Origin of the sequence: Salinisphaera hydrothermalis C41B8 (assembly GCF_000732535.1) — a bacterium.
In the GTDB taxonomy this organism is placed as follows: Bacteria; Pseudomonadota; Gammaproteobacteria; order Nevskiales; family Salinisphaeraceae; genus Salinisphaera; species Salinisphaera hydrothermalis.
Map to the genome: position 1 here is coordinate 58883 of NZ_APNK01000004.1, position 23875 is coordinate 82757.

Below are 23875 nucleotides of genomic sequence, written 5' to 3' on the forward strand. Positions count from 1 at the left end.
ATCATGAGCGACGCCAGTCAGACCCACTACAAACATCGCGTCGTCATCGCGGGTGGCGGCACGGCCGGCATTCCGGTGGCCGCCGCGCTGCTGCATGCCGACCCGGCGACCGACGTCGCCATCATCGAGCCGAGCGAAACGCACTACTACCAGCCGGGTTGGACGCTGGTTGGCGGCGGTGACATGCGCGCCAAGGACACCAAAACGGACACGGCGAGCGTGATGCCCGAGGGCGCGACCTGGATCAAGGATGCGGTGACCGGTTTCGACCCGGAGCACAATCGCGTCACGCTCGTCTCCGGCAACATCCTGGAATACGACTATCTCGTGGTCGCCATGGGTCTGCAGATCGACTGGGACGCCATCGAAGGGCTGACCGAAACGCTGGGCAAGAACGGCGTGACCTCGAACTATCGCTACGATCTGGCGCCCTACACGAACGAGCTCGCGCAAAGCCTGGGCAATGGTGCGAACGCGTTGTTCACTCAGCCGGCCATGCCGATCAAATGCGCGGGCGCGCCCCAGAAAGCGCTGTATCTCACCGCCGACACCCTGCGCCGTCGTGGCGTGAAGGCGCACATCGGCTTCTACAATCAGGGCGGTGCCATGTTCGGTGTGCCGGCCTATGCGCGCGAGCTCGACAAAGTGATCGCCGGCTACGGTGCCACACCCTACTTCGGCCATAATCTCGTGGCGGTCGACGGCACAAAGAAACAGGCCACGTTCGAAACCCAGGACGGCCGTGTTACGGTCGATTTCGACATGCTCCACGTGGTGCCGCCGCAGTCCGCGCCGGATGTGATCAAGCACAGCCCGCTGGCCGGCGAGGCCGGCTGGGTGACGGTCGACAAGAACCGCCTTACGCACACGCGCTATGCCAATATCTTCGGGCTTGGCGATTGCACGGACACCCCCAACGCCAAGACGATGGCCGCCGTACGCCGACAGTTTCCGGTCGTGGTTGCAGCGCTGCGGCGCGCCATGGGCACCTTGGGTGCCACAGCAGCGCCACTCGAGTACGACGGCTACGGCGCCTGCCCGCTGACCGTCGCCCACGGCAAGGTGCTGCTGGCCGAGTTCCGCTACAACGGCGAAGTGGTCTCGAGCTTTCCGCTCGATCCGACCCAGCCGCGTCGTATCCACTGGCCGCTCAAGAAATATTTTTTCCCGTGGCTGTACTGGCACGTGATGCTCAAGGGCAAGGCATGGTCCCTGCCCGCCCCGAAACCGCGGCCGACTTCGACCGCCTGAACCCTGAGGACGCGATCGTGAGCTACATCACCGACTTCACACCGGCCGTCGCGCTCGGCGGCGGCCTGCTGATCGGCGCCGCCGCCGTGCTGCTCATGGCCGGGATCGGCCGCATCGCCGGCATATCGGGGATGTTGCACGGCCTGGTGTCAGACGGCGGCAACCGTGGCTGGCGTGCCAGCTTTCTCATCGGCCTGGTGGCCGGCGCTGCGTTGTATGTCCTGATCTGGCCGGGCGACATCCCGGCCCGCCACGGCTTTCCGACGCTGGCGCTGATCGTGGCAGGCCTGCTGGTCGGCGCCGGCACTCGGCTGGGCTCCGGCTGCACCAGCGGTCATGGTGTCTGTGGCATTGCCCGTCAATCGCCCCGCTCGATGACGGCAACGGGCATTTTCATGGCCTGCGGCGTCGTCACCGCGATCGTCGTCCGCCATCTGCTGGGGATCGGATCATGAAACGCCATATCCTTGCTGCCGCCGCCGGGGTGATCTTCGGCTTCGGCCTGTGCCTGTCGCATATGGCCGATCCACAGAAAGTCCTGGCCTTTCTCGATCCGGTCGGCCATTGGGACCCGAGCCTGGCGCTCGTCATGGGCGGCGCCCTGCTCGTGACCTTCCCAGGTTTTCTGGTGCTGCGTCGCTGGCAACGCCCATGGGCCGACAAGATCATGCACTGGCCAAGCGCCACACAGATCGACCGGCCGCTGGTGATCGGCGCCGCGCTGTTCGGGATCGGTTGGGGGATCGGCGGTTATTGCCCCGGTCCGGCGCTTGCCGCGCTGACGTTCAATCCGCGCGAAGCGATTATCTTTCTGATCGCGCTGATCGTCGGCGGGCTGGCGGCCGACCGGCTCGCACGCTAACCGTAGCGCGCGAGCAGCTCGGTGGCGTATTTAAGGCGCTCGCGCGCGTCTTCCCCATTCAGCTGGCTACAGCTGAGCTCACGCTCGATCACGCAGGACAACATGTTGTAGAACGTGCGATCGAGCGCCTTGCGCGCGGCCGACATCTGAACCGCGATGTCCTCGCATTCCGCCTCGCGCTCGATCATCGCCTGCAGACCGCGCACCTGCCCTTCGATGCGCTTGAGCCGGCGCACCAGCGCGGCCTTGTTGGATTCCCAGTCCGGATCGTTCGAGGTCTGTGCGGTATCGGCCATGGCAAGCTCCGGCACGGAAGCGGCGAGGACACCGGCGCGCTTATCGGGCGTCAACCGGCGCTCGGCAGCCCGCTAGAAGGGAATGTCGTCGTCCAGATCGTCGTCGAAACCCGGATCGCCGCCCGCCGGCTGCGGCTGCTGATACTGCGGCTGCCCGCCGCCGCGCTGCTGCTGGCCACCGCCATAGTTCTGGCCGCCGCCCTGGCCGCCCGAACTGCGCTGCTGACCGCCGCCGCCGAACGGAGCACTGCCGCCCTGGCCGCCGCCGCGCGAATCCAGCATCTGCATCTCATTGGCCACGATTTCCGTGGTGTAGCGGTCCTGGCCATCCTGACCCTGCCATTTGCGGGTCTGGATGCGGCCTTCGACATACACCTTGGAGCCCTTGCGCAGGTACTCGCCTGCGACTTCGGCCAGACGGGCAAAAAACACCACCCGATGCCATTCCGTCTTTTCCTGCATCTCGCCGGAAGACTTGTCGCGCCAGGTTTCCGAGGTGGCGATATTGACATTGGTCACCGCCGTGCCACCCGCGGTATAGCGCGTTTCCGGATCGGCTCCGAGATTGCCGACGATGATGGCCTTGTTGACGCCTCGACTTGCCATGGCGGGACTCCGTGCGTGTGCGATGTAGCGCTTAGAAAGTATCGATCCGCACCGATTCTACATGGGAGCGCACGATCGTGATGGCAGGCCGTGCCAAAGCCGCGACAACGCGCGACTTTCGTACAGACGCCGTCACGAGCCTGCGCAACGCGGCCCGCGTGCGCGGTGCGGCCAACTCGGCCCGGGCCCAACCGGCCGAGCCGAACAGACGGCTAAGAAGCAGCCGCCGCGTGCTGCGTGCCGAACGGCGTGAACGCCTCAGTATCGACGACCTTGCCGTCGTACTTGATATAGGCTACGCCGTCGTCGGGCACCACAACGGCCTCGAACACGCCCTCGATGGCCTCGATCTCGCCGGCCAGACGGCGTGCCTCGTCGTCGTTCACGTCACCAACGTGCACCATGTAGGTTCGCGCGAAGCGGGGCTTGGGCATGGTCGCGGCGACGAACAGCCAGACCAGCGCCGCCAGGGCACAGAAGCCGAACACGCCGGAATAGCCACCCATGCTGTAGGCCCAGCCGCCGACCGCGCCGCCGACAAAGATGCCGAAGAACTGCGCGCTGGAATACACGCCGAGCGCGGTGCCCTTGGCGTCGGCCGGCGCGACCTTGGAGATCAGCGAGGGCAGCGTCGCTTCCATCACGTTAAAGGCGGTGAAGAACACCACCATCATCACGATCAGCTCGACGAGGCTGGCGTGATAGAACGTCAGGATGATCTGACTCACAAGCAGCGCGGCGATGGAACCGACAAACACCGGCTTCATCTGACGCTTGGCCTCGGCGACGATGATCACGGGCAGCATGGCTGCGACCGAAACCGCCAGCACCGGCAAATAGACCACCCACTGGTAGTCCTCGTGCACGCCACCGACGTTGTGCAGCAACCGCGGCAGCACGATGAAGCTGGCGGTGAGAATGGTGTGCAGGATAAAGATGGCGAAATCCAGCCGCAGCAACTCGCCGTTGGACAGCACGCGCTTGAACAGCGCCGGGACGGCCTCGGCGTCGCGATGCGAGCGGGCGGCCTTGGGCTCCGGCGTGGCGCCGTAGAGCACGAACAGCCCCAGCAGCGACAGCAACGCAGTGAACCAGAAGATGCCGGGCACGCCGACCCAGCCGCTGATCAACGGCCCGACCACCATCGCCACGGCAAAGGCCAGGCCGATGCTGATGCCGATCATGGCCATGGCCTTGGTGCGCGTTTCCTCGCGGGTGAGATCGGCATTGAGCGCCAGAATGGTCGAGCCGACCGCCCCGGAGCCCTGCAGAATACGCCCGAAGATGACGCCGTAAATCGAGGTCGACAACGCAGCCACCACGCTGCCGATGGCCAGAATCACCAGCCCGCCGGCGATGATGTGCTTGCGCCCGAAGCGATCCGAGGCAAAGCCCAGCGGGATCTGCAGCAGCGCCTGGGTCAGCCCGTAGGCGCCCAGCGCCAGACCGACCAGCACGGGCGTCGAGCCCGTGAGCTGCTTCGAATAGAAGGTGAACACCGGATAGATCATGAACAGGCCGAGCATCCGCAGGGAGAAGATGCTCGCCAGCGCCATGGCTGCGCGTTTTTCGAACTGGTTCATACGTCGCCCGTGGTTTGGCCACGGCGCCCGTTCCCGATCCCCCTCGGGGAGGCGTCGCAGCACGGTTTGCATTCGGACCGCGGCGCGTCGTGCCCAACGCGTCCGGCGACAAGGCGCGCAAGATTATCACAGCCTCCGGGTTGGCCACGGAACCTCTGCCAGCGGTCGTATTCGCCACCCCGGACTCGACGTCAAGGATTCAGACAGCGATTCTCCGGATTACGATGCGCTTGCCGCGCTGGGTATACTCAGCGGTTGACCTTTTCCGATGCAGCCATTCATGGAAAGTCATATCCGCATCCGCGGTGCGCGGACGCACAATCTCGCCAATATCAACGTCGACCTGCCCCGCGATCAACTGATCGTCATCACCGGCCTGTCCGGGTCGGGCAAGTCGAGCCTGGCTTTCGACACGATCTATGCCGAGGGCCAGCGGCGCTATGTGGAATCGCTGTCGGCGTATGCCCGGCAGTTCCTGTCGATGATGGAAAAGCCGGATCTCGATTCCATCGAGGGGCTGTCGCCCGCGATCTCCATCGAACAGAAATCGACCTCGCACAATCCGCGCTCGACAGTCGGCACGGTCACCGAGATCCACGATTACCTGCGTCTGTTGTTCGCGCGCGCGGGCACGCCCTACTGCCCGCACCACGACGAGCCGCTGGCGGCGCAGAGCGTGTCGGAAATGGTGGACCAGACGCTCACCAAGGAAGCCGAGTCGGCCTGGATGCTGCTCGCGCCGGTGATCCGCTCGCGCAAGGGCGAGCATCGGGAGATCTTCGAACAGATGCGCGGTCAGGGCTTCGTGCGCATGCGGGTCGACGGCGCGATCATCGAGCTCGACGAAGGCGTGCCCGAGCTCGACCCGAAGAAGAAACACGATCTGGAAGTCGTGGTCGATCGCTTCAAGGTCCGCGACGGCATCCAGCAGCGCCTGGCCGAGTCGTTCGAGACCGCGCTGCGGCTGTCGGAAGGCATCGCCTGGATCATGCCCTGGCGCGGCGACGGCGAGCCGGAGGTGTTCTCCTCGCAGTTCGCCTGCCCGGTCTGCGGTTATTCCATCAACGATATGGAACCGCGGATGTTCTCGTTCAACTCGCCGCACGGCGCCTGCCCGACCTGCGACGGTCTCGGCTCGCAGAGCGTGTTCGACGTCGATCGCGTGATCACCGACGACACACTCAGCCTGGCCGGCGGCGCGGTACGCGGCTGGGATCGGCGCAACCCGTATTTCTTCGGCCTGATCGAGTCGCTGGCCGAGACCTATGACTTTGATGTCGATACGCCCTGGCGCGACCTGCCGGAGAAGGCCCGCAAGGTCATTCTGAACGGCTCCGGCGGCAAGAAGATCGAGTTCCGCTATGTCAACGCGCGCGGCCGCACGCGGGTGCGCAAGCATGCCTTCGAAGGCGTGCTCGACAACATGCAACGCCGCTATGCCGAGACCGACTCGCTGGCGGTGCGCGAGGAACTGGCCAAGTATCTGTCGGACAAGGCCTGCCCGACCTGCGACGGCGCGCGTCTGAACGAGGCGGCGCGGCATGTCCGGGTGGCTGACAAGACGCTGCCGGAGATCAACGCCGCCAGTATTTCCGGCGCCTACGAGATCGCCGAGAATCTCGACATTCCGGGCCATCGCGCCGAAATCGCCGCGCCGATTCTCAAGGAGGTGAACCAGCGGCTGAAGTTCCTGCTGGACGTTGGCCTCAATTACCTGACGCTGTCGCGCTCCGCCGAGACGCTATCCGGTGGCGAAGCCCAGCGTATTCGCCTGGCCAGCCAGATCGGCGCCGGCCTGGTGGGCGTGATGTATGTACTGGACGAACCGTCCATCGGCCTGCACCAGCGCGATAACCGGCGCCTGCTGAATACGCTGGAGCGTCTGCGCGATCTCGGCAATACCGTGATCGTGGTCGAACACGACGAAGACGCGATCCGCGAGGCCGACTATGTGGTCGACATGGGCCCCGGCGCCGGCGATCACGGCGGCCAGCTCATCGCCCAGGGCACAGCAGCCGAAATCGCCGCGCACGAAGATTCGCTGACCGGCAAGTATCTGTCGTCGCGGCTGACCATCCCGATTCCGGCCGATCGCGTCGCCTACGATCACGATCGCCAGATCCAGATTCGCGGCGCCCGCGGCAACAACCTCAAGAACGTGGATGCCGCGTTCTCCATGGGCCAGCTGACCTGCGTGACCGGCGTGTCCGGCTCGGGCAAATCGACCCTGATCAACGAAACGCTGTTTCCCGCTGCCGCGCGCCAGGTGAACCGGGCCGTGGCTCGCGCCGCCCCGGTGAAGGCGATCGACGGCCTGGAGCATCTGGACAAGGTCATCGATATCAACCAGGCCCCGATCGGGCGTACGCCGCGTTCCAATCCGGCCACCTATACCGGCTTGTTCGGCACCATCCGCGAGCTGTTCGCGAACACGCCGGAAGCCCGGGCCCGCGGTTACAAGCCGGGCCGGTTCTCGTTCAACGTCAAGGGCGGGCGCTGCGAAACCTGTCAGGGCGACGGCGTAATCAAGGTGGAAATGCATTTCCTGCCGGATATCTACGTCACCTGCGAGACCTGCCACGGCGCGCGCTACAACCGCGAGACGCTCGAGGTGCACTACAAGGGCAAGACGATCGCCGAGGTGCTGGACATGCGGGTGGAGGCCGCGGCCGAATTCTTCGCGCCGGTGCCGAGTCTCAAGCGCAAGCTGGATACGCTGATCGACGTCGGGCTGTCCTACGTCAAGCTCGGCCAGAACGCGACCACGCTGTCCGGCGGCGAAGCCCAGCGCATCAAGCTCGCGCGCGAGCTGTCCAAGCGCGATACCGGGCGTACGCTGTATCTGCTGGACGAGCCCACGACCGGCCTGCACTTCCACGACATCAAGCATCTGCTGGAAGTGCTGCTGCGTCTGCGTGAGGCCGGCAACGCCGTGGTCGTGATCGAACACAATCTGGACGTGATCAAGAGCGCCGACTGGATCATCGATCTTGGCCCCGAGGGCGGCTCGGGCGGCGGCGAGATCATCGCCACCGGCACACCGGAAGACGTGGCCGAAGTCGAAGCCTCGCACACCGGTCGTTTCCTCAAACCCATGCTGGGCGATACACGCCCGGGTACGGGCCACAACACGGCGGGCGACAAGCGCGATCTGGCGCTGCCGCCGAAGAAGGAAAAGAAAACGAGAAAGGCCGCATCTCGTTCGAAGAAGAACGTCACGGCGAGCTGAGCCCGTCCGCCGCCGGCCAAAATGGCCGGCGGCGAATCCGATCAGACCGTCGGCCGGTCTGCTACTGAATGTTCACATTGTAGGTGAACCGATACGTCTTGCCGCTCGGGCTCACGGTGAACTGCAGCTTCACCTGATACTGCCCCGGCGCATTCGGCACCGAGGTCAGGCGCGTGGCGAAATCGAGCTGGTCGCCGGCGGCAATCGTGTCACCTGACTGCAACCCATCAAAACGCGGTGTGATCGTCTGTCCACCGGCCGTCGTGGCCGACGTCGCTTGTACGTTCGTCACGGTAAAGTCGCTGCTGAGCGCCTCGATACGGAATTGGTCCAGCAACACGTCCTGGCCTCCAACCGGCACCTGGATCGAGGCGGTATCGCTGCTGCCGCCAACACTCTGATAGCCGCTGCTGCTGCCGATATAGAGTGCGAGCGTCGGGCTGGCCGTAATCACGACCAGGTCCGGCGCGCTGTCGACCTGCCCATCGTTAACCTGCAACGCCAGCACATAGAAGCCCACGGTATCCGCGGTGAAACTCGGGGTTACCGTATCGGCACCGCTGAGCGTCGCCGAACTGCCGGCGGGGCGCGAAATCAGCGTCCATCGATAAGTCAACGCGTTATTATCGGCGTCCGAGCTGCCGCTACCATCCAGGGTGACCTGGCTTGTCACCGCAACATTCCGGTCGTTTCCGGCATTCGCAACCGGCGCGCTGTTGGCCGAGGCGGCGGTCACCACCACCGTATCCGCCGGGCTCTCGGCCTGACCGTCGTCCACGACCAGCTGCACGACATACTCGCCGGCCACGTCCGGCGTGAACGACGGCGTGGTCGTCGAAGAGCCCACCAGTGCTGTCTGGCTACCGACCGGCATGGAGACGAAGGTCCAGTGATAGCTCAGGGCGCGGCCTTCCGGATCGCGGCTTCCACTGCCATCCAGATTCACCAACACGCCGGCCTGGACGTTCTGGTCGACACCGGCGTCGGCCACCGGGCGCGCGTTGTTCGACGCCGTAACGATGACCGTATCGGGCTGGCTTTGGTTCTGGCCGTTATCGACTGTCAGCGACGCGACATAGGTGCCGGCCACATCCGGCTGGAATATCGGCCGCGCCGTATCCGCCCCGGTAATGCTGGCATTGCTCCCGGCTGGCTTGGACACGAAATGCCAGGCATAGGTGATCAGTCGGTTTTCGGGATCGCGGCTGGCCGAGCCATCAAGTCGGACGACCGAATTCACGTCGACCGACTGGTCCGGCCCGGCGTCGGCCACCGGCAGGGCCGCGTCGCCCGCAGCCGCCACAACGGTGACGTCGGCGCGCTCGCTCGTGGCTTGGCCATCGTTGACGCGCAGCCCGACAACATAAGTGCCGGCCTTGTCCGCCGTAAAGCTCGGCGACACCGTGTTGGCGTCAGTCAGCTGCGCGCTGCTGCCGCTCGGGCGCGAAACGAACTGCCAGGCATAGGTCAGCGTGTTGCCGTCCGGATCGTGGCTTTGCGCGCCGCTGAGCGTCACGCGCGTCCCGATGTTCACGCTCTGGGCCGTGCCGGCGTCAGCTGTAGGTACGGCATTGGCACCGGCGGTTGTCGCCGTGATCGTGACGCTATCCGTCTGCGCGGCGCAGTCGTTCTTGCCATTGATCACGAGCTTCACCACATATTGCCCGGCCTGATCCGCAGTGAACTGCGGGGCCGCACTCGTGCTGCTGCTCAATCGGGCATTACTGCCATTGGGACGCGCGGTGAACGACCATTGATAGCTGGTGGGGGCGGCGCCGCCGGCGCCGCGGCTGGCGGTGCCGTCGAGCTGGACGAGTGCGCCCGTCTTGACGTTCTGATCGGCCCCGGCATCGTCCTTGAAACCAGCGGGCACTGTGCAGGCCGTACCCGGCGAACTACTGCCTCCGCTGCCGTTGTCGCCACCCCCACCACCGCCGCAGCCGGCAAGCACGCAAAATAACCCGAGGCAGGCCACCCAGCCTGCGATTCGATTCCATGACATCGTTATTCCCCCAAATCGGTCGCGGTCGCGCGACGCATATCGTGGTCGGCGCCGTCATCGTTGACTGGCGCTTGTGTCCCATGCGATCCGGAATTCGGCCGTGGCCCCCATCACCCTGCCGGCACGAACGCCGAAACAGGTCAACGAGTCGACCAGATCAAGGTCGCCATCCGTCCGGTCGCGCCGTCACGTCGGTACGAGTAGAAACGCACCGGCTCCGCTACCGTACACAACCCGCCCCCAAAGACGCGCGTAACACCCGCCTGTTCCAGTCGCAGGCGCGCGAGCCCGTAGATATCTGCTTGATACTTACCTGGTTTGGTGCCCGACGTAAACAGCGGGGCGTATAGCGTATCGTGCGCGACAAAGGCCTCGCGGACATCATCCCCGACCTCGAAATTGTCGCGACCGATGGCCGGCCCCATCCAGGCCAGCAAATCGCCCGGCGCCACTGCCATTTCCGCGACCGTGGCCTCCAGCACACCGGCGGCCAACCCCCGCCAGCCGGCGTGCGCGGCCGCCCAACGGGTACCGGCACTGTCGCAGAACACCACCGGCAGACAATCCGCCGTCAACACGGCCGCAACCCGGTTGGCGCGAGACGCCACGGCCGCGTCGGCCGGGCCATCGACAAGTCCGTTATCCAGGCCGGCAACCCTCGTGCCGTGCACCTGATCGAGCCAGAGCGGTTCGGCCGGCAGTGCCAGCGCGTTGGCCAGGCGCGCGCGGTTGGCGTCGACGGCAGCCGGCTCATCCCCGGTATGCGCACCGAGATTCAGCTGCTCGAACGGCGCAGCGCTGATGCCCCCGGTACGCAACGTGGTGCCAGCCCGGATATGCCCGGGCGCGGGCCAGTCGGCTGGCAGAAAATCACATTTCGGGTTCATAGACCGTGGGTCTTGGCATCATCCGCCAGCGCGGCGAGTAGTTGTTCAAAATCCGCCGGGCGCGGCGCGCTCCACTGCATGGCTTCGCCGGTGGCCGGGTGGGTCAGGCCCAGCGTGGCTGCATGCAACGCTTGGCGTTTGAAACCACGCAACGCGCCGGCGAATGCCTCGCTCGAGTCCTTGGGCACGCTGAGTCGTCGACCGTAGACCGGATCGCCCAGCAGAGGGTAGCGCGCGTAGGCCATATGCACGCGAATCTGATGCGTCCGTCCGGTTTCGAGCTGACAACGAATATGCGTGTGCGCTCGATAGCGGCTGATCACGCGGTAATGCGTGACCGCCTCACGGCCTTCCTCGCGCACCGCCATCTTCTTGCGATCCACCGGGTGGCGATCGATCGGCGCGTCCACATGCCCGCCAGCGGTCATTACACCCACGGCTACGGCTTCGTATTCTCGTTTGACGGTGCGCTCAGCCAGATCCTCGACCAATTGCTTGTGTGCGGCAAAGGTCTTGGCCACTACGAGAATGCCCGAGGTGTCCTTATCCAGCCGATGCACAATACCAGCGCGCGGAAGCGCCGCCAGCGCAGGATCGTGCGCCACAAGCGCGTTTTGCAGGGTCCCGTCGCGGTTACCCGCGCCGGGGTGCATGACCAGCCCGGCCGGCTTGTCGAGCACCAGAATCGAATCGTCCTCGTAAATGACGTCGAGCGCAATGCGCTCGGGCTCGACCTCGGCATCATGCGGGGTCTCGGGCACCGACAAGCGCACGGCCTCGCCGCCGGCGACCGCGGTCTTGGGCGCGGGCGAGCCACCGTCGACGGTCAGGTCGCCATTCGTGAGCCATTGCTTGAGCCGCGAACGCGAGTAATCGGGCAATAGCTCGGCCAGGGTCTTGTCCAATCGTGTGCCGGCATATTCCGGCGGAATGGTGATCTCGATGCGCCTCTCCGTGGATTCGTCAATCATGGCGATACCCGTCGTGTGCGCTCAAGCGGACGCCGGCGCGGGGCCGCCGTCCACATTCGTATGACTCATTAGAGGGTTCATAGGTATACTTCGGCCTTGTTTTGCATATCAAAAACGCGCGGTACCACGCGCTTCGGGGCTCGCATGCGAAAAATCGTTCTCGCGCTGGGCGTGATCGTTACCTTGGTGATGGCCGGCTGCGCCTCCGACAAGGGGATCAACGAAACCGGTTACAGCAAGACACCGCTGACCGACCGTCAAGGACACAAGCTGAAATCGGCGGACGCCAAACGGCTGTACAAGTCGGCGCGCGATTTTCTCATGCATGGGCAGCCCAGCCAGGCGTTGCCATTGTACGCCGAGGTCAGCGCCCGATTCCCCTTCTCCAAGTATGCATCCCAATCCGAGCTGGAAACGGTCACGGCGCATTACGAAGCGCATGACTACGACCAGGCCGTGGATGCTGCCGACCGTTTCATCAAGCAGCATCCCCGCAATGCGCATGTGGACTACGTCTATTATATGCGCGGGCTATCAAACTACGCGCGCAATAACCCGAGTCTGCTCGGTTCGGATCCCGACAAGCGCAACGTGCAGTATCTCAAGCAGGCGTTCAACGACTTCAGCCTGCTCCTGAAGAACTACCCGAACAGCGATTACGCCAAGGATGCGCAATTGCACATGATCAACATCCGCAATCGGGTCGCCGCACACGAGCTGCATATTGCGGAGTACTACTACACGCGGCGTGCCTACGTGGCCGCCAGCCGCCGCGCCGCGGATATCGTCAAGCATTATCAGGGCTCGGATTCAGTGCCACGCGCGCTGGAGATCATGGAGCAGTCCTACGCCAAGCTGAACCTGCCGGATCTGGCCGAGGACACCCGCGCCATCTTGCAAGTTTCATATCCGAACTACCTGCTGCACCGCAAGGAATTCTATCGCCAGCAGGCCGGCGACAAGCCCGACTACACACTGCCGGATCTGGGCGCGCCGCCTTCGATCGGCTCGCCGGCCGGCGACAACAAGTCGTCGTCGAACGATAACGGCGGCGACTGAGGCAGATCGCCAGCCAAAAAAAGGCCGCGTCGGCTTTCCGGCGCGGCCTTTTTTTCGTGCCCGGCACGATCCTGGCGTCGTTACAGATCGCCGTAGACGGCCGTGATCGGGTAGCGGCGATCGCGGCCGAAGGCGCGATGCGTGACCTTGGGCCCGGGCGCAGCCTGCCGGCGCTTGTATTCGTTGCGCCGAATCAGCCCGGCGGCCTGGCGGACATCGTCTTCGGCGAACCCCCGGCCCACGATGTCCTCGATCGAAGCACCATCCTCGACGTAGGCCTCGATAATCGGGTCGAGCACATCGTATTCCGGCAGCGTATCGGTATCGGCCTGGTCGGCCCGCAGTTCTGCTGACGGCGGGCGCGTGATGACGCGTTCGGGGATCACCTCGCTGCGGGTATTGCGGAATTTGGCCAGTCGATAGACCCAGGTCTTGTAGACGTCCTTGAGCGGCGCGAAGCCGCCGCACATGTCGCCGTAGAGCGTGGCATAGCCAACCGCCATCTCGGATTTGTTGCCCGTGGCCAGCACGACATGACCGAACTTGTTGGACATCGACATCAACAGCGCGCCGCGGATACGCGACTGCAGGTTCTCTTCGGCCGTATCCGGCGCGCGGTCGCCAAAGATCGGGCCCAGCGTCTCCAGCAGCGCGGCGAAGCCTTTCTCGATCGGCACTTCGTCGTAGCGCGCGCCCATCCGCTTGGCCTGGTCCGCAGCGTCCACATTACTGATGTCGGCGGTATAGCGCGACGGCATCGAGACCGCCCACACCCGGTCGCCGCCAAGCGCGTCCGCAGCGACCGCCAACGCGAGCGCCGAGTCGATCCCGCCCGAGGAGCCGATCAAGGCGCCCGGGAAACCATTGCGATCGACGTAATCGCGCGTGGCGCGTACCAGCGCGTCGTAGATCAATGCTTCGGGGCACGGCAACTCGGCGATATCGCCCCGCGCCTGAGCGGGTGACCACTCGACCTGAAACACCCCAGCCTCGAACGCCGGCGCGCGCGCGATGATCCGCCCGGTTGCGTCGACGGCACAGGAGCGGCCGTCGAAAACCAGCTCGTCCTGGCCGCCCACGCTGTTGATGTAACAGATCGCGAGATGATGCGCCCGGGCGCGCTCGGCCAACAGCGTCTCGCGTTCGCTCTGCTTGTCGACATGAAACGGCGAGGCATTGAGATTGACCAGAATCTCGGCGCCGGCCGCGGCAGCCTGCGCCGTAGGCCCCTCTTCCCAGAGATCCTCGCAGATGGTGACACCGACTTGGCGGCCCGCCAGCTCGAACACACAGGCCGAATCGCCCGGCACGTAGTGACGTCGATCGTCGAACACCCCGTAGTTGGGCAGACACTGCTTGCGGTAATGGCCGATGCGCTCGCCGTCACGCACGACCAGCGCGGCATTGTAGATCGCGTCGCCCTCGTATTCCGGATAGCCGATCACGACCGTGATGCCGGACAATTCCCGGGTTAGATGCTCGAGTGCGGCATTGATCGCCGCCGGCAGCCCGCGTCGCAGCAGCAAATCGTCCGGCGGATACCCCAGCAGCGCCAACTCTGGCGTGACGACGATATCCGCGCCATCGCGATCGCGCGCCGTTTCGGCGGCTTCGATGATCTGTCGGGCGTTGCCGTCGATGTCGCCCACCCAGACGTTGAGCTGGGCCATGGCCACGCGTAGCGATTCATCGCTCATGCTTGTCGGTCCTCTATCCCTCGGGCGTATCCGCGGGCGTATCGCCGCGGTTGTCGGCGGCATGTTTGGGCAGATCGTCGCCGATATCAAGCACGCGCTGGTTATAGAACCAGTGCGCCGCCGGCGCGACCGCATCCGGCAGACGGCCGCCGGCGGCTTCGCGAAAGCGTTCGTTGGGGATCACGATATCGCCATCGCGGTTGCGGCCGTGCATCAGCCGACCGCACTCCGAGCAGTGATAACGCCACATCCGCCGTCCGGCGAGGCGATGGCCGATCAACGTCGCCTCGCCCGAAACGGTACGTTTCACCGCATCGTTCGGCCAGGCGCTGGCCGACAGTACCTCCACGCCGTAAAGCTCGCGGCAGCTCTCACAATGACAATACGTGCTGCGAATAGGCGCATCGCGCGCGGTCAAGCGGATCGCACCACAGTCGCAGGATAGTTCGTAGACGGTCGCCAACAGAAGCTCCGGAATGGCATCGGGCCCCGATACACCAAGGGCTGGCCCGGCGCCGCGCCGGGCCCATCGGCCCGTGCCGAAATGACAGGCCCGCCATTCTACCGATGCAAACGCGCCCGTTGCGCCAGGACGGCGGCCCGATCGCTCGAACCGGCCAGCGCGAGGCGCCAACGCTTTAGGGTTTCGTTCAGCGAAAAAACAATCCGCAGATGACACAGATTGCACAGATGCAGTGGCACCTTCGCGGCGTAGACGATCCGGGGCGCTAAATCGCGACGGCATCAAGCGAATCTTGCAATTCAGATGAGTGGGTTGGGAACGAAGCGCATGCAGCCGTTCGCGCCCCGATCGAACGCACACCGCTGGCGATTAACCGCCATCTGCGTATATCTGCGTTGATCTGCGGACAAATGCCTTAAGAAACGAAGCGAAAGGACGGGCGGCGCCCGCAAGCATCAATGTCGCAAGCCGAGTACAGCATTCGCGTTTATCGGCGGACTGGCCGTTTAGATTGCACCACTGAAACGGACAGACACAAAAAAGCCGACACCGCGAAAACGCGATGCCGGCTCGATGCACGAGGATGGTGGCGGGTTAGGCACCCAGCACTTCCTGCATCTTGGTGCCGATTTCGGCAGTCGAGCGCACGGTGGCGACACCCGCGGCTTCGAGCGCGGCGAACTTGTCGTCCGCGGTGCCCTTGCCGCCGGAGATGATCGCGCCGGCATGGCCCATGCGCTTGCCCGGAGGCGCGGTCACGCCCGCGATGTAGGCGACGACCGGCTTGGTCATGTGGTTCTTGATGAACTCGGCGGCTTCTTCCTCGGCGGTGCCGCCGATTTCGCCGACCATGACCACACCTTCGGTCTGCGGGTCGTTCTCGAACATTTCGAGCACGTCGTCGAAGTCCAGGCCGTGGATCGGGTCGCCGCCGATGCCGACACAGGTGGACTGACCGAGGCCGTTGTGGGTGGTCTGGAAGACGGCTTCGTAGGTGAGCGTGCCGGAGCGCGACACGATGCCGATCTTGCCCTTCTGGTGAATATGCGCCGGCATGATGCCGATCTTGCACTCGCCCGGGGTGATCACGCCGGGGCAGTTCGGGCCGATCAGCACGGAATCCGAATCATCCAGCGCGGCACGCACACGCAGCATGTCCAGCACCGGAATGTGCTCGGTGATGCAGATGATGGTCTTGATGCCGGCATCAGCCGCCTCGAGGATGGCGTCGGCCGCGAACGGGGCCGGCACGTAGATCATCGTGGCATTGGCGCCGGTCTCGGCGACCGCTTCCTTGCAGGTATTGAACACCGGGCGATCCAGGTGGGTCTCGCCGCCGCGGCCCGGGGTCACACCGCCGACGATATTGGTGCCGTATTCGATGCACTGCTGGGAATGGAAGGTGCCCTGGCTGCCGGTGAAGCCCTGGACGATGAGTTTGGTGTCTTTGTTGACGAGAATGCTCATGAGTCGATCCTGATCTTGAATTCTGTCGGGATAGGCAATCGGGCGGCGCTTACTTGGCAGCCTCGGCGACGACCTTCTTGGCCGCGTCGGTCAGGTCCTGCGCGGCGATGAGGTCGTAGTCGGACTCGTCCAGCAGCTTGCGGCCTTCCTCGGCGTTGGTGCCTTCGAGACGCACGACGACCGGCACCTTGATGCCGACATCCTTGGCCGCGGTGATGATGCCTTCGGCGATCAGATCACAGCGCACGATGCCCCCGAAGATGTTGACCAGAATGGCCTTGACGCCTTCGCCGGCGGTGATCAGCTTGAACGCCTCGGTAACGCGTTCGGTGGTGGCGCCGCCGCCGACATCCAGGAAGTTGGCCGGCTCGCCGCCGTGCAGCTTGACCAGGTCCATGGTGCCCATGGCCAGGCCCGCACCGTTGACCATGCAGCCGATGTTGCCGTCGAGCTGGATGTAGTTGAGATCGTGCTCGGCCGCCTGGGCCTCGCGCTCGTTCTCCTGGGTGACGTCGCGCATGTCGGCGAATTCCTTATGCCGGAACAGCGCGTTGTCGTCGAAGTTCAGCTTGCCGTCCAGCGCAACCAAACCACCGTCACCGGTGGTGACCAGCGGGTTGATCTCGACCAGCGAGGCGTCGGTTTCCATGAACATGTCGTACAGGCCTTTCATGACCTTGACGAATTCACCGACCTGTTTCTTGTCCAGCCCCAGGAAAAAACCGAGCTCCCGGCCCTGGTAGGCCTGGAAACCCGCCGCGGGATGAATCGCGATCTGGGTGATCTTCTCCGGCGTGGCCTCGGCGACTTCCTCGATGTCCATGCCGCCTTCGGGCGAGGCAATGAACGTGACCTTGCGGGTCGCACGATCGACCAACACCGACAGGTACAGCTCGGACTGGATGTCGGCCGGCTTTTCCACGTAAACCGAATTGATCGGCAGGGCCACACCGCCCGACTGATGGGTGGTCAGGGTCGAGCCGATCATCTCGGAGGCGACTTTCTTCACGTCGTCCAGGCTGTCGACCAGCTTCACGCCGCCGGCTTTGCCGCGCCCGCCGGCGTGCACCTGGGCCTTGACCACCCAGCGCTCGCCGCCGAGCTGTTTGGCCACTGCCTCGGCTTCATCGGCCGAACGGGCAACCTTGCCCTCGCCGGCCGGCACGCCGTAGCGTGCGAAGATTTCCTTGGCCTGATACTCGTGAACGTTCATGACATCGCCTCGGTTGCAAACGAACTGAAATAAAAAAGATGAAAGCGGCGCGCATTGTCGCGTCTTGCGGGCCTGATCACAACTTGGCACGAGTTCGGGCCCACCCATGGAAACGCGCTCCGACCGCTGTAAAACGACTCGTGGCACGCGCGCCGTTTGCGTATGCTCGACATAGGGAGAATAAATAACCACCCATCATGGCCCGCCTGATTCTGATCATCTGCGCTATCGGCCTCGTCTGGCTGTTGCTGCGTCGCGCGCTGCCGCGGCGTGAAGCCGACGACCGGCCGGGCAAGCGCGAGCAATACACGCCGACGGTGCGCTGTCATATCTGTGGGGCTTATCTGGACCGACGCCTGGCGCGCCGGGATCAGACTGGCTACTGCTGCCAGAGTCACGACGACAACGCATGACCCCCGACGCACTACGCGTCCCGGTCGTGCATACCGGCGCGACTTGGCGGGCCGCGCTGACGCTATCGCTCTATCGCAGTGCGATCGCCTTCGGCCTGGTCGCGACACTGAGCGCGGGCGGCGGTCAGGGTCTGTTTTCGCCGGACTTTCCTGGCCTGTTCCGGGCCATCTGTCTGGCGTATCTGGCCCTGGCAGCTTGTCTGGCCGGCGCGGCACTGGTTCGCCGCCCACCGCTGGCGATCCACGTATTCGTCCAGATCCTGGTCGATGTCGTACTGATCGTGCTCGCCAGCTACGCCGGCAACGGTGCCTCGGGCGGAATCGCCATGCTGCTGCTGGCCCCATTGGCCGCCGCCGGCATCCTGCTGCCAGCCCGCCTATCCGGTTTGCTCACAGCCCTAGCCGCGCTCGGCATGATCGGCCAGGAGATCATGCGGCACTGGCAACTGGCCGATGCGCATACCGATTTCGTGCAATCCGGTATTTTGGGCGCGTTATATTTCGCCACGGCCTTCATGGCCTACGGTCTAGCCCGTCGTATCCGCGTCAGCGATGCGTCGGCGGCCAGCCACGCCAGCCAAGCCCGGGATCTAGCCGAGCTCAATCGCCATATCATCGATCGCATGCAGACCGGTGCGATCGTCATCGACGCCGACGACCGCATCCAGATCCTCAATCATGCGGCGTTGGAACTACTCGATCACGATGACGGTGTCGCGCCCCCGGCCGCACTGGCGGAACTGCCCCCGGCGCTGGGCGAGGCACTCGCGGCCTGGCGCAGGCGACGCATCCTTCCCGATATGATCGAAGTGGCCGGACGGCGGCTCCAGCCCCAGTTCGCGGCACTGGGCAACGACCAAGCCCCAACCTTGATATTTCTGGACGACGCGCGTCGGGCAAGCGAACAGGCGCAGCAGATGAAACTGATGGCGCTCGGCCGGCTTACCGCCAGCATCGCGCACGAAATCCGCAACCCGCTGGGCGCGATCAGCCATGCCGAGCAGCTGCTCGCCGAATCATCCGCTTTCGGCACGGACGATTCGCGCCTGCTGGCCATGATCCATCGTCATTGCCAGCGTATCGACCGCATCATCTCGGACGTCCTCGGCCTGGCCCGGCGGGCCGCTCAGCGCCCCCGTACCCTTGAGTTGTCGGCCTGGGTCGCCGAAGCCGTGGCCGACTATCGTGAAACCCAGGATGACCCACCGCGGTTCATCCAGACCGGCGACTGGCCCGCCGGCCATCTGCGCTTCGACCCCGGCCAGCTGCGCCAAGTGCTGTTCAACCTCTGGGACAACAGCAACCGTCATGCCCGCGGCACGATCGCTCCTGGCATTGAGCTGCACGCCCACCTGGATGCCAACCGCAATCTGGTGCTGGATATCATCGATGACGGCCCGGGCATCGCGCCCGAGCTGCTCGATCGCATCGCGGAACCGTTCTTCACCACCGCGGCCGACGGAACCGGACTGGGCCTGCATATCGCACGCGAACTGTGCGAGGCCAACGGCGCTCGTCTTATCCCAATGAACCACGCCCAGGGCGCGTGCTTTCGTATATTGTTGCCTCGCATGACCGCCGAAGGCCCGAGTCCATGAACGCCGCTGTCCAGACCACCGCACGCGCCTTGATCGTCGACGACGAGGCCGATATCCGCGAGTTGCTGGAAATCACGCTCGGGCGCATGGGCATTGAGACGGTCGCGGTCAGCGATCTGGCCTCGGCCCGGCGTACGTTCGATGCCCAGCCCTTCGATCTGTGCCTGACCGACATGCGTCTGCCGGACGGCGAGGGCATCGCGCTGGTGCGCCATATCAATGATCGTTCGCCGGCCTGCCCGGTGGCCGTAATCACGGCTTACGGCAGCGCGGAGGCGGCGGTGGCCAGCCTGAAGGCCGGCGCCTTCGACTTCGTCTCCAAGCCGATCGACGTCGCCGGGTTGCGAACGTTGGTCGCGCAGGCGCTCAAACTCGCGGGACTGGATCACGACGCGCCGCCCCACCCGTCGCTGGATGTCTCGCCACGGTTGGTCGGGCAGACCGAGGCGATGGCCGCACTGCGACGGACCATCGCCAAGCTGGCCCGCAGTCAGGCCCCGGTCTACGTCACGGGCGAATCGGGGACCGGCAAGGAGCTGGTGGCCCGCATGATTCACGCCGAAGGGCCGCGGGTTAACGGCGCGTTCGTGCCGGTCAACTGTGGCGCGATACCCGCGGAACTGATGGAGTCGGAATTCTTCGGCTACCTCCGCGGTGCGTTCACGGGTGCCACGCGCGACACCGCCGGGCTGTTCGCACGCGCCGACGGGGGCACGCTGTTCCTCGACGAGATCGCGGATCTGCCGATGTCGATGCAAGTCAAACTGCTGCGTGCGATCCAGGAACGCTCCATCCGCCCGGTCGGTGCAACCATGGAGACGGCGGTCGACGTACGTATTGTCAGCGCGAGCCATCGCGATCTGTCGGTCGAGGTTGCGCGCGGGCGATTCCGTGAGGACCTGTACTATCGACTCAACGTGATCGAGGTGAAAGTACCGCCGTTGCGCGATCGCATCGCGGACATTCCGATGCTCGCCGAGCGCATTCTCGCCGGGCTGGCGCGCAAGATGCGCCTGGAACGCGCGCCCGTGCTCTCGGACGACGCTCGTTCGGCGCTCATGGACTACAACTTCCCCGGCAACATTCGCGAACTGGAAAATATCCTCGAGCGCGCGGTTACCCTGGCAGAATCGCCGGTCATCGAACGTGGCTATTTACGGCTGTATTCACCGCTCGCCGAGGCCGCGGCGGCGAATCCGGCCGATGCGCTGGTCGACGAGTCCACCGATCTCGAGAGTCAGCTCGAGGCCTTGGAGCGCGAACGCATTCAAAGCGCGCTCGAAGCCTGCCGTTATAACAAGACCAAAGCTGCGCAACGGCTCGGCATTACGTTCCGGGCGTTGCGGTATCGTCTGGCCAAGCTGGGGATGGAATAGACGGCGGCCCGCAGGCCGCCCGATCGACGAGACATGGCAGAAACACGCACCGACAACCATACGTTCTTCTGGATCGGCACCGACCGGAACGGCACTCGGGTCAAAGGCCAGACCGAAGGCCCGAACGAGGCCATGGTGCGCGCCATGCTGCGGCGCCAGAACATCAATCCGCTGCATGTACGCAAGCAAACGAGGCTGTTCGGCATTGGCGGCCCGCGCAAGAAAAAAATCCGGACCGGCGATATCGCCATCCTCTCGCGTCAGCTGGCGACCATGCTCGGCGCCGGCGTGCCGCTGGTTCAGTCGCTGGATATCGTGGCCAAGGGCGCCTCGAATCCGAGCCTGGCCCGGCTGGTCGATACCATCCGCGACGATATCGAGTCCGGCCTGCCGATGGCCGAGGCGCTCGGCGAGCACCCCCGCTATTTCGACGATCTGTTCGTCAACCTGGTCGCGGCCGGCGAGCGTTCGGGCACGCTCGAATCACTGCTCGACAAGATCGCGACGTACAAAGAAAAAACCGAAGCGATCAAGACCAAGGTACGCAAGGCACTGTTCTACCCGTCCGCGGTGATCATCGTGGCGATTATCGTGATGGGTATCCTGCTGTATTTCGTCGTGCCCCAGTTCCAGTCGCTGTTCCGCGGTTTCGGCGCCGATCTGCCGGCCTTCACGTTGATGGTAATCGGCCTGTCGGAAACCGTTCAGCACTGGTGGTGGCTGATCCTCGGCATCGTGATCGGGGCCGGCTACGGCTTCGTGATAGCGCGCCGACGCTCACGCCGTTTTCGGCGTGCACTGGATCGCGTCGTGCTACGCGTACCGGTGGTGGGTACGATCGTAGATAACGCGGCCGTGGCGCGCTTTGCCCGCACATTGTCGACTATGTTCGCGGCCGGTGTGCCGCTGGTCGAAGCACTCGATTCGGTGGCTCGCGCGGCCGGCAACGTAGCCTTCGAGGAAGCGATCGACCAAATGCGCGGCCAGGTTGAATCCGGCCAGCGGCTGGAACTGGCCATGGCCAATACCGGACGCTTCCCGAGCATGGCCCATCAAATGGTCAAGATCGGCGAGGAGGCCGGCGCGCTGGATTCCATGTGCGGCCGCGTTGCCGATTTCTACGAGTCCGAGGTCGATGCCCAGGTCGACGGCCTGTCGTCACTGCTCGAACCGATGATCATGGCCGTCATCGGGGTGCTCGTGGGCGGTCTGGTCATCGCCATGTATCTGCCGATTTTCAAACTCGGATCGGTGGTCTGATGACATTGATCGGCCTGCCCCCCGTGTTCGTCTACGGCGCGGCGATCGTCATTGGGCTAGTGATCGGCAGCTTCCTGAATGTCGTCATTTTGCGGCTGCCGGCCATGATGGAGACGCGCTGGCGCGAAGACGCCGCCGACATTCTCGACATGGCCGAGCCCGACGACACCGGGGCACGCTTCGATCTTGCCACGCCCGGTTCCCATTGCCCGCATTGCCGAGCCCCGATCAAGCCTTGGCATAACCTGCCCGTACTGGGATATTTTTTGTTGCGCGGACGCTGCGACGCCTGTGGCACGCGGATATCTCTTCAATACCCGGCCATCGAGATCGCCGCGGCCGCGCTTGCCGTGATCGCAATCGCGCGCTTCGGCGCGACCGGCTGGGGTCTTTGCATGGTGGGGGTATCCTGGCTGCTACTCACCCTGGCCGCGATCGATTTTCGCACCCAGCTCCTGCCCGATGCGCTGACGCTGCCCCTGCTCTGGGCCGGCCTCGTCGCCAGTCTTTTTCACTTGGCGCCGGGCGCGCCCACGCCCAGCGACGCCATCATCGGTGCGGCCGCGGGTTACGGGGTGTTATGGATCGTCTTTCAAGGCTTCCGGCTGGCGACTGGCAAGATCGGCATGGGTCACGGCGACTTCAAACTGGCCGCCGCACTGGGCGCGTGGATCGGCTGGGCGCAATTGCCGCTGGCGCTATTGGCGGCCTCGCTTGGCGGCGCGATTGTCGGCGGCCTGTTGATCGCCTCGGGGCGCCTGTCTCGCGGTACACCGATGCCTTTCGGCCCCTGGTTGGTGTTCGGCGGCTGGCTGGCACTGGTCGCAGGCGATACAATCCTGCACGCCTACTTGACGCTTTCGGGATTGCGCTAGTGCCTGTGCTTGACGCTATCGGTCATCGACGACAGTTTGATGACAGTGCGGCCCCCGGCCGCGAATCGTTTCGATTCGCCTGTGGAGGCGCCGTATGAGTCGGAAACTCTGTATCGGTCTGACCGGTGGTATCGCCAGCGGCAAATCGGTCGTCGCCTCTGCCTTCGAGCGTCTGGGGGTGGCCATCATCGACGCCGACACCGTGGCGCGACAGATCGTCGAACCGGGCCAACCGGCACTCGACGAGATCGTGACACGCTTCGGCGCCGACATCGTGGACGACGACGGGCGGCTCAAGCGGCGCGCGCTGCGCGGCATCGTATTCGATGACGACGGTGCCCGCGCCGATCTCGAGGCGATTACGCATCCGCGCATCCGTGACGAACTGGCGGCCCAGCGCGATGCCGCCGACTCGGATTACTGCATCCTCGTCGTGCCGTTGCTGGTGAAGTCGAGCATGATCGACTTGGTCGACCGCGTACTCGTCATCGATGCCCCCGAGCAGGTCCAGCTGGAACGCTTGAAGGGCCGCGACGAGATCGACGACACCCTGGCGCGGAAAATGATCGCCGCCCAGGAATCGCGCGCCGAGCGCCTGGAGCATGCGGACGACGTGCTGGTTAATACCGGCCCGCGCAAGGACATCGCCGATCTCGCCGCGGCCCTGCACGCCGGTTATCAGCGTCTCGCGCACGGCGAGATCGCCGATCTGCCGCCGCTTCATCTGCCGGGCTAGCCCGACCGGGCTGATCCGAAGTGACGGCCCG

General features: G+C 64.7%; 21 protein-coding genes. 11 read left to right on the forward strand and 10 right to left on the reverse strand.

Features of this window, described 5'->3' with window-relative positions; all coding sequences use genetic code 11:
- Positions 1–3 precede the first annotated feature (3 nt).
- The 3 genes from C41B8_RS04465 to C41B8_RS04475 are packed head-to-tail and all read left to right on the forward strand — an operon-like array spanning position 4 to position 2113.
- The gene (locus C41B8_RS04465; protein WP_037334682.1) at positions 4–1251 is read left to right on the forward strand and encodes an NAD(P)/FAD-dependent oxidoreductase; all 1248 of its coding nucleotides are present in this window, start codon (positions 4–6) and stop codon (positions 1249–1251) included.
- A complete protein-coding gene (locus C41B8_RS04470; protein WP_232225990.1) occupies positions 1170–1706 on the forward strand; it encodes a YeeE/YedE family protein in 537 nt (178 codons plus the stop codon). Before C41B8_RS04465 ends, C41B8_RS04470 begins: the two co-directional genes overlap by 82 nt.
- The gene (locus tag C41B8_RS04475; protein ID WP_037334685.1) at positions 1703–2113 is read left to right on the forward strand and encodes a YeeE/YedE family protein; all 411 of its coding nucleotides are present in this window, start codon (positions 1703–1705) and stop codon (positions 2111–2113) included. The genes C41B8_RS04470 and C41B8_RS04475 overlap by 4 nt, the downstream gene beginning before the upstream one ends.
- Here C41B8_RS04475 and C41B8_RS21000 read toward each other — a convergent pair.
- The 3 genes from C41B8_RS21000 to C41B8_RS04490 all read right to left on the reverse strand — a co-directional run bounded on the left by C41B8_RS21000 (position 2110) and on the right by C41B8_RS04490 (position 4598).
- Positions 2110–2409, reverse strand: coding sequence for a metal-sensitive transcriptional regulator (locus C41B8_RS21000; RefSeq protein WP_037334962.1), 300 nt, complete (start codon positions 2407–2409; stop codon positions 2110–2112). The two genes, C41B8_RS04475 and C41B8_RS21000, sit on opposite strands and share 4 nt — an antisense overlap.
- A 72-nt stretch (positions 2410–2481) precedes the next feature.
- Positions 2482–3015: a single-stranded DNA-binding protein gene (gene ssb, locus C41B8_RS04485; RefSeq protein WP_037334687.1), complete on the reverse strand. Its 534-nt coding sequence runs from the start codon at positions 3013–3015 to the stop codon at positions 2482–2484.
- A gap of 212 nt (positions 3016–3227) precedes the next feature.
- Positions 3228–4598, reverse strand: coding sequence for an MFS transporter (locus tag C41B8_RS04490; protein WP_051883053.1), 1371 nt, complete (start codon positions 4596–4598; stop codon positions 3228–3230).
- A gap of 280 nt (positions 4599–4878) precedes the next feature.
- Between C41B8_RS04490 and uvrA the strand changes: the two genes are divergently transcribed.
- Positions 4879–7827, forward strand: coding sequence for an excinuclease ABC subunit UvrA (uvrA, locus tag C41B8_RS04495; RefSeq protein ID WP_037334966.1), 2949 nt, complete (start codon positions 4879–4881; stop codon positions 7825–7827).
- Positions 7828–7888: 61 nt separating this feature from the next.
- Here the strand turns inward: uvrA and C41B8_RS04500 are convergent, their stop codons facing one another.
- From C41B8_RS04500 to rluD, 3 genes are all read right to left on the reverse strand, one after another.
- The gene (locus C41B8_RS04500; protein WP_156962406.1) at positions 7889–9829 is read right to left on the reverse strand and encodes a PKD domain-containing protein; all 1941 of its coding nucleotides are present in this window, start codon (positions 9827–9829) and stop codon (positions 7889–7891) included.
- Between the two features lie 140 nt (positions 9830–9969).
- Complete coding sequence (gene pgeF / locus C41B8_RS04510) at positions 9970–10716, reverse strand: peptidoglycan editing factor PgeF (RefSeq protein WP_037334694.1); 747 nt, start codon at positions 10714–10716, stop codon at positions 9970–9972.
- On the reverse strand, positions 10713–11687 hold the full coding sequence (rluD, locus tag C41B8_RS04515) for a 23S rRNA pseudouridine(1911/1915/1917) synthase RluD (RefSeq protein ID WP_037334695.1): 975 nt from the start codon (positions 11685–11687) through the stop codon (positions 10713–10715). The genes pgeF and rluD overlap by 4 nt, the downstream gene beginning before the upstream one ends.
- A 144-nt stretch (positions 11688–11831) precedes the next feature.
- Between rluD and C41B8_RS04520 the strand changes: the two genes are divergently transcribed.
- Positions 11832–12746 (forward strand): outer membrane protein assembly factor BamD, encoded by a 915-nt coding sequence (locus C41B8_RS04520; RefSeq protein ID WP_051883057.1) that lies wholly within the window; start codon positions 11832–11834, stop codon positions 12744–12746.
- Positions 12747–12826: 80 nt separating this feature from the next.
- On the opposite strand, the gene C41B8_RS04525 is transcribed toward C41B8_RS04520, so the two are convergent.
- The 4 genes from C41B8_RS04525 to sucC all read right to left on the reverse strand — a co-directional run bounded on the left by C41B8_RS04525 (position 12827) and on the right by sucC (position 17586).
- Positions 12827–14443, reverse strand: a complete 1617-nt coding sequence (locus tag C41B8_RS04525) for an NAD+ synthase (protein WP_037334698.1) — start codon at positions 14441–14443, stop codon at positions 12827–12829.
- Between the two features lie 13 nt (positions 14444–14456).
- Positions 14457–14906: a GFA family protein gene (locus C41B8_RS20625; RefSeq protein WP_051883059.1), complete on the reverse strand. Its 450-nt coding sequence runs from the start codon at positions 14904–14906 to the stop codon at positions 14457–14459.
- A gap of 594 nt (positions 14907–15500) precedes the next feature.
- On the reverse strand, positions 15501–16373 hold the full coding sequence (gene sucD, locus C41B8_RS04535) for a succinate--CoA ligase subunit alpha (RefSeq protein ID WP_037334700.1): 873 nt from the start codon (positions 16371–16373) through the stop codon (positions 15501–15503).
- A 49-nt stretch (positions 16374–16422) separates the two neighbouring features.
- Positions 16423–17586 (reverse strand): ADP-forming succinate--CoA ligase subunit beta, encoded by a 1164-nt coding sequence (gene sucC, locus C41B8_RS04540; protein WP_037334702.1) that lies wholly within the window; start codon positions 17584–17586, stop codon positions 16423–16425.
- A 197-nt stretch (positions 17587–17783) separates the two neighbouring features.
- Between sucC and C41B8_RS04545 the strand changes: the two genes are divergently transcribed.
- The 6 genes from C41B8_RS04545 to coaE all read left to right on the forward strand — a co-directional run bounded on the left by C41B8_RS04545 (position 17784) and on the right by coaE (position 23844).
- Positions 17784–17999 carry a hypothetical protein gene (locus tag C41B8_RS04545; protein ID WP_037334705.1) on the forward strand — a complete coding sequence of 72 codons (216 nt, stop codon included), beginning with the start codon at positions 17784–17786 and terminating at the stop codon, positions 17997–17999.
- Positions 17996–19597: a sensor histidine kinase gene (locus C41B8_RS04550; RefSeq protein ID WP_051883062.1), complete on the forward strand. Its 1602-nt coding sequence runs from the start codon at positions 17996–17998 to the stop codon at positions 19595–19597. Before C41B8_RS04545 ends, C41B8_RS04550 begins: the two co-directional genes overlap by 4 nt.
- Positions 19594–20973: a sigma-54-dependent transcriptional regulator gene (locus C41B8_RS04555; protein WP_037334707.1), complete on the forward strand. Its 1380-nt coding sequence runs from the start codon at positions 19594–19596 to the stop codon at positions 20971–20973. The genes C41B8_RS04550 and C41B8_RS04555 overlap by 4 nt, the downstream gene beginning before the upstream one ends.
- Before the next feature lie 33 nt (positions 20974–21006).
- Positions 21007–22233, forward strand: a complete 1227-nt coding sequence (locus C41B8_RS04560) for a type II secretion system F family protein (protein WP_037334710.1) — start codon at positions 21007–21009, stop codon at positions 22231–22233.
- A complete protein-coding gene (locus tag C41B8_RS21005) occupies positions 22233–23108 on the forward strand; it encodes a prepilin peptidase (RefSeq protein WP_037334712.1) in 876 nt (291 codons plus the stop codon). The genes C41B8_RS04560 and C41B8_RS21005 overlap by 1 nt, the downstream gene beginning before the upstream one ends.
- Positions 23109–23202: 94 nt before the next feature.
- A complete protein-coding gene (gene coaE, locus C41B8_RS04570; RefSeq protein WP_037334715.1) occupies positions 23203–23844 on the forward strand; it encodes a dephospho-CoA kinase in 642 nt (213 codons plus the stop codon).
- Positions 23845–23875: the final 31 nt, after the last annotated feature.